A 13,023-nucleotide genomic window follows, 5' to 3' on the forward strand; every position below is an offset into this window, starting at 1 on the left:
GTCACCGGCCCGCCGACGCAGCCGACACCGACGCAGCCGCCGGCCACCCCCACGCCAGCACCGACCGCACCCGCACCGACCGCCTCCTCACCGACCGCGCCGTAGCGCCCGCCATGCGTACCGCTGTCGTCCTGTTCACCCGCGACCTGCGGGTGCACGACCAGCCGGCGCTGGCCACCGCCTGCGCCACCGCCGAACAGGTGGTGCCGCTGTTCGTCCTCGACCCACGGTTGGCGGGCCGGTCGGCCAACCGCGACCGGTTCCTGCACCAGAGCCTCGCCGACCTGCGGGCGACCCTGCGTGGGCTCGGCGGCGACCTGCTGATCCGCCGCGGCGACCCGGTCACCGAGACGATTCGGCTCGCGCGCGAGGTCGACGCCGACGGCGTCACCGTCTCCGCCGACGTCAGCCACTACGCCCGGGACCGGCAGCGGCGACTCCGCGACGAATGCGACCGGCACCGCGTCGCGTACCGCGCCTTCCCTGGGCTGACCGTCGTCGACCCGGGCGCGCTGACCCCGACCAACGGTGACCACTACAAGGTCTTCACGCCGTACTTCCGGGCCTGGGCCGGCGCCGACTGGCGTACCGGGTGCGCCGCTCCGGACCGGATCCGGCTGCCCGGCGGTCCCGCCGTCGGACGGCTGCCGGCCCTGCCGGACGGCGAGTCGCCACAGGCCGCCGCCGGGGGCGAGACCGCCGGGCGGCGCCGGCTGCACGACTGGCTGGCCGACCTCGACCGGTACGGCGACAGCCGCCTCGATCGGTACGGCGACAGCCACGACGACCTGGCCGGTGACGCCACCTCGCGGCTCAGCCCCTACCTGCGGTTCGGCTGTCTGTCGCCGCTGGAGGTCGCCACCGCCGCCGGGGACCGCGCCGGCCCGTTCGTCCGGCAACTGTGCTGGCGGGACTTCCACTACCAGGTCGCGAACGCCTTCCCCGACCTGGCGACCACCGCGTACCGGCGCGGGGCCGCCGAGCAGTGGCGCTACGACGCCGACGCCCTCGACGCCTGGCAGACCGGGCGCACCGGGGTGCCGATCGTCGACGCCGGCATGCGGCAACTGCGGGCGCAAGGCTGGATGCACAACCGCGCCCGGCTGATCACCGCCGGGTACCTCACCAAGGAGCTCGGCCTGGACTGGCGGGACGGCCTCAGCTGGTTCGGCCGCTGGCTGCTCGACGGCGACCTGCCGAACAACTCCGGCAACTGGCAGTGGGTCGCCGGCACCGGCAACGACACCCGCCCGCACCGGGGTTTCAACCCGCTGCGCCAGGCGCACCGCTTCGACCCGGCCGGCGAGTACGTCCGGCGGTGGGTGCCGGAGCTGGCCGGCGTCACCGGGGCGGCGGTGCACGAACCGTGGCGACTGCCGCTCGCCGTCCGCGCCGGCCTGGACTACCCGCCGCCACTGTCGGACCGCTGAGTCGGCGTCCGGTCAGCGGGCCGCCCGGTCGGCGGGTTGCCGGCGGTGGTGACATGCTGGCCGGATGAGTGAGCCGCAACAGGTGGACGTCGTCGTCGTCGGGTTGGGCGTGGCCGGTGAGGAGGTCGCCGGCCGGCTCAGCCAGGCCGGGCTGGACGTGGTCGGTGTGGAGCGCCGGTTGGTCGGCGGCGAGTGCCCGTACTGGGGCTGCGTACCGAGCAAGATGATGATCCGGGCGGCGAACGCGCTCGCTGAGGGCCGCCGGATCGACGGCCTGGCCGGCACCGCCGACATCCGTCCGGACTGGACGCCGGTGGCCCGACGGATCCGCGACGAGGCCACCGCCGACTGGTCGGACACGGCCGCCGTCGACCGGCTCACCGGCAAAGGGGTACGGGTGCTGCACGGTGCCGCCCGGCTCACCGGACCCCGGCGGGTCGACGTCGACGGGCAGGTGTTCACCGCCCGCCGAGGGGTGGTGCTCGCCACCGGCACCGTGCCGGTGGTGCCGCCGATCGACGGACTGTCCGGCACGCCGTACTGGACCAACAAGGAAGCGATCGAGGTCACCGAGCTGCCTGAGTCGCTGGTCGTGCTCGGCGGCGGCGCGATCGGGCTGGAGCTGGCCCAGGTCTTCGCCCGGTTCGGCGTACGGGTGACCATCGTCGAGCCCGGCGAGCGGCTGCTGTCCCGGGAGGAGCCGGAGTCGTCGGCGCTGGCCGCCCGCGCCCTCGGTGACGACGGGATCCGGCTGCGGCTCGGCAGCCGCGCCGAGTGGGTCGAGCACCGCGACGACACCTTCGCCGTACACCTGTCGCAGGGCGGCCCGGAGAGCGGGCAGCGGCTGCTGGTCGCCACCGGTCGGCGCAGCGACCTCGGTGGACTCGGCCTCGACACCGTCGGACTGGACCCGGCGGCCCGGCACCTGCCGGTCGACGAGCGGATGCGGGTCGCCGACGAACGGATGCCGGGCGCCGACGGGCTGTGGGCGGTCGGTGACGTCGCCGGCCACGGTGCCTTCACCCACCTGGCCATGTACCAGGCGGACGTGGCGGTGCGCGACATCCTCGACCAGGGCGGGCCGGCGGCCGAGTACCGGGCGGTCCCCCGGGTCACCTTCACCGACCCGGAGATCGGCGCGGTCGGCCTGACCGAACGCCAGGCCCGCGAGCAGGGCGTGAACGTCGCGGTGGCGGTGACCGACGTCGCCGAGTCGTCGCGTGGCTGGATCCATGGGCCGGGTAACGACGGTTTCATCAAGCTGGTCGCCGACGCCGACCGGGGGGTGCTGGTCGGGGCGACCTCGGCGGGACCGACCGGCGGCGAGGTGCTCGGCGCGCTCGCCGTGGCGGTGCACGGTGAAGTGCCGCTGACCAGCCTGCGACACATGATCTACGCGTACCCGACGGTGCACCGCGCCATCCAGTCCGCCGTACAGCAGCTCACCTGACTCCATGATCACTTGACTCCATGATCACTTGACGAAAGTTCGGGCGACACGCCGGTGGCATCCCAGTTCTTCGTCATGTGATCTTGAGCCGGCCACGGAATGATGTCCATCCATGAGATGCTTCCCGGACGGCTTCCTTTTCGGTGTCGCCACCTCCGGTCACCAGACCGAGGGTGACAACACCAGCAGCGACACCTGGTTCCTGGAGAACGTCGCGCCGACGGTCTTCGCCGAGCGGTCCGGCCGGGCCTGCAACAGCTGGCAGCTGTGGCGGACGGACCTCGACCTGGTGCAGGCGATGGGGCTGGGTGCCTTCCGGTTCTCCGTGGAGTGGGCCCGGGTCGAGCCAGAGGAGGGCAGCTTCTCCACCGAGACGTTGGACCACTACGCGGCGATCGTCGACAGCTGCTCGCGGCGGGGCCTGGCCGCGGTGGTGACGCTCAACCACATGACCTGCCCGCACTGGTTCGCCGCGCGCAGCGGCTGGCTGGACCCGGCCGCTCCCGAGCTGTTCGCCCGCTACTGCGACCAGGTGATGCGCCACTTCGGTGACCGGATCACCATGGCCGTCACCCTCAACGAGCCGAACCTGCCGCAGCTGCTCTCCTGGACCGACGTGCCCGAGTCGGACCGGAAACTGGAACGGGCCACCCTGGAGGCGGCCGGCGCGGCCGCCGGGGTGCCCCGCTACCGGGTCAGCAACATCATGCTTCCGGAGGAGTTCGACGCGATGCGCGACGGCATGACGGCCGGTCATCTCGCCGCCCGTACGGCGATCAAGGCCAGGCGGCCCGACCTGCCGGTGGGGCTGTCCATCGCCATCGTGGACGACCGGGTGGCCGGCGACGACGCGACGCTGCGCGACCGAAAGCGCGCCGAGGTGTACGACCACTGGCTGCGGCTGGCCCGCGACGACGACTTCATCGGCATCCAGAACTACGAGAGCGCGGTGTACGACGCAACCGGGCTGTTGCCGCCACCGCCGGACGCCACCCTGCACCAGCTGGGTTCGGCGATCGACCCGACGTCACTCGGCGGTGCCGTGCGGTACGCGTACCAGGTCAGCGGGGTGCCGGTCCTCGTGACCGAGCACGGTGTCGGTGTCGACGACGACGCCCTGCGGGCGGCCTTCATCGAGCCGTCGCTGGCCGGCCTGCTCGACGCGATCGACGACGGCGTCCCGGTGCTCGGCTACTGCCACTGGACGCTGCTGGACAACTTCGAGTGGGCAGCCGGCTACCGTTTCCACTTCGGCCTGCACATCGTCGACCGGGAGACGTTCGCGCGGACCCCGAAGCCGAGCACCGCCCGGTACGCCGCCGTCGCGACCAGCCGCGCCCTGCCCTGATCATCCAGCACCCTCCACTCATCATCCGGCGGGACCCCGCCGGTCAGCTCACCCGGTGCGGCGGCAGCCGGTAGCCGAGTTGCTGGCCGTAGGTCATCAGTGGACGCAGCGTCGGGACCAGGACGGTAGCCTCCGTCGACCAGTGGCGTCCCCGGTTTCCGTCGAGTCGACGGTGCCGGGCCGTCGTACGGCCGCGTTGGTGTTGTCCGTGCCGTTCGCGGCGCAGGTATTCGAGTCGCCTGGACGCCGTGGACCGGCCGGAGCGCCAGTCGAGCCAGCGCAGCCACCAGTCACGTACCATCTCGGTGATCATCTTTTCTCTCCTTGATCAATTGCTATGTCGACTGCCGTTTGGCCAGTCGGTAGAGTCCGTCGCGTTGCACGAATATCTCCCGCCGCTCGGCTGCGTACCCGCGTTCGTCTATGACGTAGCCGGTGAGCCAGACCCAGCCGTCGTAGGTCGGTTTCCGGTCCACCGAGATCACGCGAAATCGAATTCTCCGGTCGCCGGCGAACTGCATGCTCGCTTCCTGGCCGATCAACAGCACGTCCCCTGGTTTCGGCTCCGGCGTCCGCAGCAGCCGGCTACCCATCGGGCCTTCCATCGCCGCGTGGCCGTTGGACACCGTCGGCGCCCCGCTCCATCGGCCAGGTCGCACGCCCGCAGCTGGGGCACCATCTGGATTTCACTTTGAACGACCACAGCCCGGCGCAGAAGCCGAGCAGCGCCGCCCCGACGAGCGCCCCCACCTCCACCGTCGACCCCCTCACTCATCGAGTCGCTTTCCCGTCGTGATCCACCCTGGACTCCTGCCCGAACATAGGGCAATATGAAAGTCACAGAGGTAAAGATGAGCCCGAGTTATTGGAGGTTATAAACATGACTGAACTGCCTGTTGAGCTTCGGCGGCTCCGGCTTTCCCAGCGCATGAACCAGACCCAGCTGGCCAAAGCGGTAGGCGTGTCGAAGTCGCTCATCGCCAGCTTCGAGACCGGCCGGCTGGTGCCCAAGGAGGACACCGCGAAGGATCTCGACAAGTTACTGAACTCCGGTGACCAGCTTCAGCAGCTGTCGAGAGAGGGCAGAGAGGACCGCCAACCTTGGCTGCGCTCCTGGGTCGACCACGAGCGACGCGCGGTGCTGCTACGGGCCTGGGAGCCGACCCTGGTTCCTGGGCTGCTGCAGACCGAGGCGTACATGCGGCAGGTCTTCACGGGCGTGCCGTCCAACCGGGGCCGGCTCGAGGAGGTGATCGCGACCCGTCAGGAGCGGCAACGCGCGGTGCTGGACCGCGATCCCCCGGTGGACCTGGTGGTCCTGGTCGAGGAGACCGCGTTGCGTCGTGGTCCGCGCGAGGTGATGAAGGACCAGCTTGCCCACCTGGTCGACCTCGGGCACCGGCCAACCATCCGGATCCGTGCGGTCCCCGAGTCGGCCGGCCTCCACGCTGGCCTCAGCGGACCTCTGGCGCTGGCCACCATGAGCGACGGGAGGCGGGTCGGCTATCTGGACGATCTGCTGCGAGGACGCCTCGCCACCACCGCTGGTGACGTACTCGAACTGGAACTAATCTGGGAGGCAGTCAACGAGTTGGCGCTGTCCGCCGACCAGACCCGAGACCTGATGTTAAGGATGATCCAGTGATCAATGAACCAGCATGGCGGAAGTCGTCGCGGTCGAACGGTGCATCCGGCAACTGCGTCGAGGTGGCCGACAACCTGCCCGGCCGGGTGCTGGTCCGGGACACCAAGGACCGCGACGGCGGCACCCTGGCCTTCGGCCCGTCCGCCTGGCGCTCCTTCGTCGAGCTGGCCAAGCACCACCACTGACCAGCCGCGCCTACCACTCCTCCGCCGACAATATCGAGAAGCGCCTGCCCTGGTCTCAGGGGATGGAGCCGTCCCGTACGCCCGCCGGACCGCTGGCGTAGCGTGACCGCAAATCGCGCATCTCGGTCTATCGAGTCTCGGTCCCGAGTCTCGGTGCGCCGTCGAGTGGAGGGCTCAGGCACGTTATTCGCGCGAGTAACGTGCCTGAGCCCTCCACTCGAAGCAGCGTCGCCGATCGCGGGCGTCCGGATCTGAACCTGCCACCACGCGCTGCTCCGGCGGTCGACGGTGCCGGGGCGGTACAGCGAGATCCGCTCACGCCGCGAACCGATCGTCCCAACGGGTGATGGCGGTGCCAGCTGCCGGCTCCGGACGCGCCGAGATCAGCACAGCTGATCATCCCGATGTTCGTACAGGTGCCCCGCTGGCAATCGTTTGCGCGACCCGACCACAGCCCACGCCGATGGTGATGTCGTTTCTCGCTGCCGACCACCAAACCGCGATGCGCAACTCGGCGCGACGTCTTCGCGTTGAGGTTAGGTAAGCCGGTTCATGGCAGCCCGGATCTTCAGCCATGACGGGTCGCTGTCTGATGCGTCGGTGACCGTTTGCAGATCGCTGGGCTGCCAGATCCGGTTTCCATCGGTGAGGTCAAGTTGGTTCATGTCGATGACCGAAGCCTCAGAGGTGCCGGCAAGGAACTCGGTTACTGCGGCGGTTGATGCCTCGGCTGGGCCGGCCCGTCCCCCCGACAGCACCAGAAGCGTGCCGTCGCGGCCGGCAACGATCAACTCGCCTGTAGCGGCGGCCGCCAGGGCCGTCACCATCGACCCGGGCAGCGCATCAAACTCGGCCGCCCTTTTCCCGTCGATCTCGAACTCGATGACGGCACCCTCCGGCGTACCGATCCAGAGAACACCCGGAGCTGGCCCGAACGCGACGTTGTGGCGCGACCAGGCGCGCATATTGTCCACCCGCTCCTGCGGGTACGGGTACTCCGGACTTGGGTCCCCGAGTGTCAGGCCGAGAACGCGACGCAGCGAAGGAAACTCGAACACCTCCAGCGATTCTTCGTAGGCGTTGCCCCGCACTACGAAATACCGCCCATCCGGGCTGAAGATAGGTGTCTCGTATCCGTCGCAGTCGAGGACCAACACCCGCCGCAATGGCCGCAGCACCGGCTCATCCCGAGAGAAGAGCACCAGCGTGGCACCCTGCTCGCTTTGTAGAGTGGCTAAGAGGCCACCGCCCGGATACGCCGCGACTCCGGTGTCCCAGCGCGGGCCGACTGCGGTTGCGCCGGAGGCGAGGTCGAGCGCGATGGAGGACTCCCAGCCGTTCTCTCCGCCGCTGGGCGACAACCAGAGCGTCTGACCGTCCGGACCGAATGCCACTTCCCGTTGGTACTCAGTCGGCGGAACGCCATCGATTGTGGTGATGCCCAAAGGAGTCCAGCAGGTCGTACTGTTACCGTCCGCTACGATCAGCTGCGGCTCGTCCGGATGCCAGGCGGCGGAGGGTGTCCGCTTGCGCCGGGCATAGTCGGGGGCGTCGTAGACGGCCGAATCTGCACCGACACCGCCAACCTCGCGCAACTGCCCGACCGTGTACTCCCAGATCCGGATCGCCGGGCGTTCGGTCTCCCAACCGGCTATCAACGGCAGCCTGGGATGGCAGAGCAACCGTTCGAGCGTGGTTACGGACCGCATCTGCGCCAAGATTTCCACCGGCGCATCGTACCGGTGAGAATCGCTCATGGACGGGCTACCGGGCCAGCGGATATGACCTTGAACTCGCCGACCTGCCGCTGCTGTCTGGATCTGCTGCGGATCGGGCGTTCAGGGGATCCGAGGGGGTCCAGCTACACCGTTACCGGGAACTGTGGTAGACGACGCCATCGAGTTCGTCGTCGGCGTAGGCGGCCGAGTTGGTGAGGTGTCCATCGTACGGTCCCACCTTGGTCACTGTGACACCGTCGCGGAACACGATCTGCAGGCCGTGCTCAGGTTCCCAGGCACACTCGCCCCCGATCGAGACATAGACGCGGCGATCGTCGTAGGGGTCGCGCACGACGATCGGCTCGTTGCCAAGCTGGACATGGGCCAGGACCTCGTCGGGGCCGCTGATCTCAACGTGCCACTCGTCGTCGCCGGCGGCCAGGAGGTCATCCGCGACATCGCGGTAGTAGGCGTAGATCGATGGCGCAGCCACCGCCAACGCCGATCGGTCAAGCGCGAGGAAGTTGCGAATCGCGGCGTGGAAGTCCTCCTGCGCCGGGTCGTCGTCGTAGCCGTCGACCCGGATGCGGCAAGACCCACCGCCCAACACCGGCACCGGTATCGGCGCACTGCGATACCAGCCCGGCTCGGCGGTCTTCGTCACCGTACCGAGATGGGGAATCTGCACACCACCACCGTAGTCCTCGCGGTGAGGCAGCCTCTGATGAAGCATCCGCATCTGCCGCCGTCGGGCGTCACACCGAGTCACAGGCGGCAATCGAGGCACGACCTTGCCGATGGTGTCGAGTCGTCGCAGGACGACGACGGCCACCTCCGCGAACGGTTTGCGGACGTGCCCCTCCCCGCGGCCCCCTCCGCGGCCGACAAGGCGACCCTGGTCGATGAACTGGCCACCACCTTGCGAGGCAGGACGGCACGACCCGTGCTCCGGGTCAAGCTCGGGCGGCGGCCGATAGGTCCAGGCCGAGCTCAGGCGGGAGATTGTCGGTACGCGATGCTCTGCTCTTCTCGGCCTTCCGTCAGGGTACGGACTCATGCGGCAAGCCAAACTTGTCATTGACAAGATGTCCGCCCTGGACGATATCTTGTCAGTGACAAGTCATGGAGGTACACGATGGCTCCCCTGATCGCCCTCATCGGCGGCTGGCTGGTCCTGCGCATGGCTGGACTGCTCGGCATCGACGCGCTCGACGGCTGGCAGCCGGCGCTGCGTGGCGGACTGGCCCTCATGTTTGTGCTGACCGGTGTGGCCCACTTCAGTGCGAAGCGGCGCGACTCGCTCATCGCGATGGTGCCACCTCGGCTGCCCCGGGCACCGCTGCTGGTCACCATCACCGGGGTTCTGGAGATGGTCGGAGCCGTCGGCCTAGCGTTCCCGTCGACCGCACCGGTCGCGGCGATCTGTCTCGCGCTCCTCCTCCTGGCGATGTTCCCAGCCAACGTGTCGGCGGCGCGGCGTCAGCTGAAGATTGCCGATCGGCCGGTCACGCCCCTGGTTCCGCGCACGCTACTGCAGGTGCTCTTCGTCGCCTCCTGCGTCGCCGCCGCACTCTGACCAGCGGATGACCACTTTCGACGGGCTGCATGTCTGCTTGATCAGCGGGCGCGGCCCGGACACGACTCGCTACGCTGGCCTGGTGACCGCGGCCAATGAGATCGCCAGTAGCCGGTACGTCAGCCTGACCACCTACCGCAAGGACGGCGCCCCGGTGGCCACACCGGTCTGGCACGTACCGCACGGTGGCGAACTCTGGATCGTGACCGAAGCGGGCTCGGGCAAGGTCAAACGAATCCGGAACAACCCGCACGTTCGGGTGCAGCCGTGTTCCCTACGCGGGGCGGTGGCACCGGACGCGCCGAGTGTGACGGGAACGGCCCGGCTACTGGACGGCGACGGGACGGCGCTGGCCCGCAAGCTACTGGCCCGCCGGTACTTCATGGCACGGGCAGGGAACTGGTTCGCTCGCCTGCTCCGGGTACGCCGCCCCCCGATGGTCGGCATCATCGTGTCGTTCTGATCGACCCGACTTTCCGACCCGTGACCGAGCTAGACAGCTCCGGAGCTGTCGCCGCCCATGCAGGCCAGCCAACCGGGGGCCGTCAGGCTCCCTGGTTGGACCTCCCATACCGGCCGACGCCACACAGGCCGAGATCAGCGCGTCGTCGCCGTCAGAAAGTCACCGCGAGTAGTACGAGCGCCGTAGCTCAAGGCAGGCGTACCTGCAAGACATCGTCCACTTCCGAGGGAATCGAGACGAGCGGACCATGGTAAGGCTGGTGAAGACGACATAGCGTGATGCCGATCCGTACCCTACTTCAAGGAGCAATGCGTTGGAGAACGAGATTCAGCTGATCAGTGACGGCGATGGCCTGGCGGTCATCGGGCACCCGACGGCTGTCGATCGTTTCCTCACTGCGGAGCGGCTGCCGTCGAAAGACCTCGGGCTGAAACGGCTCAGCGGCGCCCTCGGTGCCGGATCCAAGATCGCCAAAGCCGGGGCTGAGATCTCCGAGCAGTCCGGCCGATGGGTCCAACTGTCTGCGGAGTCCGCCCAGGCGATGAAGAAGTACAACCTGATGAGCGGCTCGGAGAACGGTCTCAGCCGTGCCGTGCTGACCGACCACGGCAGGATCACCGGCCTGCTCGAGATCGTGCAGACACCGAGCGCGATGCTGACGAACCCGGCGATCCTGACCGGTGCCGCCGGCCTCATGGCACAGCTCGCGATGAAACAGAGCATGGACGAGATCACCGACTATCTCGCCGTGATCGACGCGAAAGTCGACGCCGTGCTCCGCGCTCAGACCGACGCGGTGGTGGCCGACATGGTCGGGGTAGAGCTCGTCATCGACGAGGCCCTGACGATCCGGGAGCAAGTGGGCAGGGTTTCCGAGGTCACCTGGTCAAAGGTGCAGGCAACGCCGGTGCCACTGGCTCGGACCCAGGCGTACGCGTTGCGGCAGCTCGATGCCATCGCCGAAAGACTCGAGACCGCAAACGTCGGTGACCTGGCCACGACGTCGAAGGAAGCCGAGATCAAGGTCCAGGAGTGGCTCGCTGTCCTGGCCCGCTGCTTCCAACTCCAAGACGCGGTCGCCGTGCTCGAACTCGATCGCGTGCTGGGCGCGTCCGCGTATGAGTTGGAAGAACATCGCTTCGCCATCCGGATCGCCCGGCAGAAGCGCCTCGAGCTCATCTTCCGTACCACCGAGCGCCTGATGGCCCGGATGGACGCGGCCGCCGGCACCGCCAACGCGAAGGTGCTACTCAACCCGACATCATCGCGCGCCGTGGTGCGGTCGACCAATCACGTCGCAACGATTGTCGTCGAGTTCAACAGCAGGCTCGGCGTTGAACGCGACGGCCGGTCTTGGGATGCCCGGCGATGGCTCGACGCGGCTGTGGAAGCGCGCGACAAGGTCCTTGAGACCGGGTCCGAGGTGGGCGCCAGGGTTCTCGATACCGGCGCTGAGGTGAAGGGCAAGGTTTTTGAAACTGGGGCGGAGGGTGTGGGTGCCGCTGGTCGTTTCGGTATGCAGGCTCTCGGCCGGGCAAGATCGATGATGGGTAGGGTGTCCGGGGAGGTCGCCGAGCGGTCCCAGCGGCAACTTGGAAGCAAAGAGAAACCTTGATCAGGAACACCCGTAGTAAGTGCATCCGGATCTGCCGCCGACCGGGCGCTACTCCGCAGCTACCTCGACGCGACGGACCGCGTTCCGTAGAGCTCCAGCTGGCTCGTCATACGCAAGACCGTCGAAGTTTGGTGGTGCGTCTGGCGGGAACGTCGGGACGATGCGGGCACTGTTGATGAAGATCGAGCAGGCGACCGGGCTGGACCGGATCGGCGACCGGCTGCAACAAGGCGTCCAGCGGCGGATCAGCAACGAACGGGTCCGCGACCTGCTGCACGGGGTGTGGCTGGGGCATCCACTGCACCCGGTGCTGATCCAGGTGCCGATGGGTGCCTGGCTGAGCGCCGCCGTACTCGACATGCTGCCCGGCCAGCGACGGGCCGCGACCACCCTGGTCGGCGTCGGCACCGCCGCCGCGATCCCGGCGGCGGTCACCGGGGCGAACGACTGGGCGAGCCTGTCCCGCGAGCAGCGCCGGATCGGTCTGGTGCACGCGATCGCCAACACCGTCGGCGTGGCCTGCTACACCGGATCGCTGGTCGCCCGGCTACGCGGCCGGCACCAGACCGGCCGTACGCTCGGATTCCTCGGCCTCGCCGCGGTCGGTGCCGGCGGCTTCCTCGGCGGTCATCTCGCCTACAAGCAGGCCGCCGGGGTCAACCACGCGGTGCCCGAGCTGCATCGGATCTCCGCCGGTTGGCACCCGATCGCCGAGTTCGCCAACCTGCCCGAAGCGGGAATGATCAGCCGGCAGGTGGACGACGTGCCGGTGCTGGTCTACCGGCACGGCGAGGACGTCACGGTGCTGCTGGCCCACTGCGCCCACCAGAACGGCCCCCTCGACCAGGGTGAGGTGATCAGCGCGGACGGCCACGCCTGTGTGGTCTGCCCGTGGCACGGCAGCGCGTTCCGGCTCACCGACGGCACCGTCGCCCACGGCCCGGCCGCCACTGATCAGCAGGTGCTGCGCAGCCGGGTGGTGGCCGGGGTCGTGCAGGCCCAGCTGCCCTGACCCGGCAGTGCCGCGGCAGCCGGCAACCGTACGGTGAACTTCGCACCGGCACCGGGGTGGCCGGCGGCCTCGATGGTGCCACGGTGCGCGGTCACCACCTCGCGCAGCAGCGCCAGGCCCAGGCCGATGTGCAGCCGGTCCGACCCGGCTCCGCGATGGAACCGGTCGAAGATGCGCTCGTCGGGGTCGAAGCCGTCGCCGGTGTCTGCGACGGTCAGTTTGATCGTGTCGCCGGCAGCGGCACGGCAGACGGCGACGTCGATCCGCCCGCCCGGTCGGGAATGCCGCAACGCGTTGGTCAGCAGGTCGGACACCACCCTGCGCAGCGCCGAGGAGACCCCGGCCACCGGCAGCGGACCGTCCGACCGGTCCAGGGCGATGACCACGCCGTACTCCTGTGCCCGGTCGCTCTCGGCGAGGACCGCGTTCTCGACGACGGTTGCCAGGTCGACCGGCACGTCCGACACCCGGTCGGCTCGGCCAGGCCAGCCGGCCCCGTACCGTCACCTTCATCGACGTGGTGCCGGTCGGGCCGAGCGGCAAGCCGGACAAGCGGCAGCTCCGGCCGGGCGGCGGCTGAG

The 13,023-nt window shown here is 69.0% G+C and carries 14 protein-coding genes; 9 read left to right on the plus strand and 5 right to left on the minus strand.

From position 1 onward, the window contains the following. Window positions 1–113 precede the first annotated feature (113 nt). The 3 genes from O7553_RS26385 (at window position 114) to O7553_RS26395 (ending at window position 4,228) form a co-directional block, all read left to right on the plus strand. Window positions 114–1,430, plus strand: a complete 1,317-nt coding sequence (locus tag O7553_RS26385) for a deoxyribodipyrimidine photo-lyase (RefSeq protein ID WP_281552274.1) — start codon at window positions 114–116, stop codon at window positions 1,428–1,430. Window positions 1,431–1,494: 64 nt separating this feature from the next. Continuing rightward, a complete protein-coding gene (locus tag O7553_RS26390; RefSeq protein ID WP_281552275.1) occupies window positions 1,495–2,880 on the plus strand; it encodes an NAD(P)/FAD-dependent oxidoreductase in 1,386 nt (461 codons plus the stop codon). 112 nt (window positions 2,881–2,992) lie between these two features. After that, the gene (locus O7553_RS26395) at window positions 2,993–4,228 is read left to right on the plus strand and encodes a family 1 glycosylhydrolase (RefSeq protein ID WP_281552276.1); all 1,236 of its coding nucleotides are present in this window, start codon (window positions 2,993–2,995) and stop codon (window positions 4,226–4,228) included. A gap of 43 nt (window positions 4,229–4,271) precedes the next feature. On the opposite strand, the gene O7553_RS26400 is transcribed toward O7553_RS26395, so the two are convergent. Next, complete coding sequence (locus O7553_RS26400; protein ID WP_281552277.1) at window positions 4,272–4,541, minus strand: hypothetical protein; 270 nt, start codon at window positions 4,539–4,541, stop codon at window positions 4,272–4,274. A gap of 22 nt (window positions 4,542–4,563) precedes the next feature. Further along, entirely contained in the window at window positions 4,564–4,854 is a 291-nt protein-coding gene (locus O7553_RS26405; protein WP_281552278.1) for a hypothetical protein, read from the minus strand. A gap of 254 nt (window positions 4,855–5,108) precedes the next feature. Here O7553_RS26405 and O7553_RS26410 point away from each other — a divergent pair, with 254 nt between their 5' ends. Together O7553_RS26410 and O7553_RS26415 are read left to right on the plus strand one after the other, a co-directional pair. Then, complete coding sequence (locus tag O7553_RS26410) at window positions 5,109–5,873, plus strand: helix-turn-helix transcriptional regulator (RefSeq protein WP_278173021.1); 765 nt, start codon at window positions 5,109–5,111, stop codon at window positions 5,871–5,873. Further along, complete coding sequence (locus O7553_RS26415) at window positions 5,873–6,058, plus strand: DUF397 domain-containing protein (RefSeq protein ID WP_278174709.1); 186 nt, start codon at window positions 5,873–5,875, stop codon at window positions 6,056–6,058. The genes O7553_RS26410 and O7553_RS26415 overlap by 1 nt, the downstream gene beginning before the upstream one ends. A gap of 536 nt (window positions 6,059–6,594) precedes the next feature. On the opposite strand, the gene O7553_RS26420 is transcribed toward O7553_RS26415, so the two are convergent. Both O7553_RS26420 and O7553_RS26425 read right to left on the minus strand, forming a co-directional pair. Then, window positions 6,595–7,785, minus strand: coding sequence for a hypothetical protein (locus tag O7553_RS26420; protein ID WP_281552279.1), 1,191 nt, complete (start codon window positions 7,783–7,785; stop codon window positions 6,595–6,597). A 142-nt stretch (window positions 7,786–7,927) separates the two neighbouring features. Continuing rightward, complete coding sequence (locus tag O7553_RS26425; RefSeq protein WP_281552280.1) at window positions 7,928–8,608, minus strand: hypothetical protein; 681 nt, start codon at window positions 8,606–8,608, stop codon at window positions 7,928–7,930. A 303-nt stretch (window positions 8,609–8,911) separates the two neighbouring features. Between O7553_RS26425 and O7553_RS26430 the strand changes: the two genes are divergently transcribed. The 4 genes from O7553_RS26430 to O7553_RS26445 all read left to right on the plus strand — a co-directional run bounded on the left by O7553_RS26430 (window position 8,912) and on the right by O7553_RS26445 (window position 12,442). Beyond that, a complete protein-coding gene (locus O7553_RS26430; RefSeq protein ID WP_281552281.1) occupies window positions 8,912–9,352 on the plus strand; it encodes a DoxX family protein in 441 nt (146 codons plus the stop codon). Window positions 9,353–9,434: 82 nt separating this feature from the next. Continuing rightward, entirely contained in the window at window positions 9,435–9,815 is a 381-nt protein-coding gene (locus O7553_RS26435) for a PPOX class F420-dependent oxidoreductase (protein ID WP_281552282.1), read from the plus strand. Between the two features lie 313 nt (window positions 9,816–10,128). Then, entirely contained in the window at window positions 10,129–11,430 is a 1,302-nt protein-coding gene (locus O7553_RS26440; RefSeq protein ID WP_281552283.1) for a hypothetical protein, read from the plus strand. A gap of 160 nt (window positions 11,431–11,590) precedes the next feature. Then, entirely contained in the window at window positions 11,591–12,442 is an 852-nt protein-coding gene (locus O7553_RS26445; protein ID WP_281552284.1) for a Rieske 2Fe-2S domain-containing protein, read from the plus strand. Here the strand turns inward: O7553_RS26445 and O7553_RS26450 are convergent. Beyond that, a complete protein-coding gene (locus tag O7553_RS26450; RefSeq protein WP_281552285.1) occupies window positions 12,385–12,900 on the minus strand; it encodes a HAMP domain-containing sensor histidine kinase in 516 nt (171 codons plus the stop codon). The two genes, O7553_RS26445 and O7553_RS26450, sit on opposite strands and share 58 nt — an antisense overlap. Window positions 12,901–13,023 lie beyond the last annotated feature (123 nt).

Source organism: Solwaraspora sp. WMMA2059 (genome assembly GCF_027497315.1).
In the GTDB taxonomy this organism is placed as follows: Bacteria; Actinomycetota; Actinomycetes; order Mycobacteriales; family Micromonosporaceae; genus Micromonospora_E.

Excerpts from the sequence above, each read along its gene's own strand:
- O7553_RS26400 (WP_281552277.1), bottom strand. The coding sequence starts at position 4,541 with ATGATCACCGAGATGGTACGTGACTGGTGGCTGCGCTGGCTCGACTGG.
- O7553_RS26395 (WP_281552276.1), top strand. The coding sequence starts at position 2,993 with ATGAGATGCTTCCCGGACGGCTTCCTTTTCGGTGTCGCCACCTCCGGT.
- O7553_RS26410 (WP_278173021.1), top strand. The coding sequence starts at position 5,109 with ATGACTGAACTGCCTGTTGAGCTTCGGCGGCTCCGGCTTTCCCAGCGC.
- O7553_RS26385 (WP_281552274.1), top strand. The coding sequence starts at position 114 with ATGCGTACCGCTGTCGTCCTGTTCACCCGCGACCTGCGGGTGCACGAC.
- O7553_RS26430 (WP_281552281.1), top strand. The coding sequence starts at position 8,912 with ATGGCTCCCCTGATCGCCCTCATCGGCGGCTGGCTGGTCCTGCGCATG.
- O7553_RS26445 (WP_281552284.1), top strand. The coding sequence starts at position 11,591 with ATGCGGGCACTGTTGATGAAGATCGAGCAGGCGACCGGGCTGGACCGG.
- O7553_RS26390 (WP_281552275.1), top strand. The coding sequence starts at position 1,495 with ATGAGTGAGCCGCAACAGGTGGACGTCGTCGTCGTCGGGTTGGGCGTG.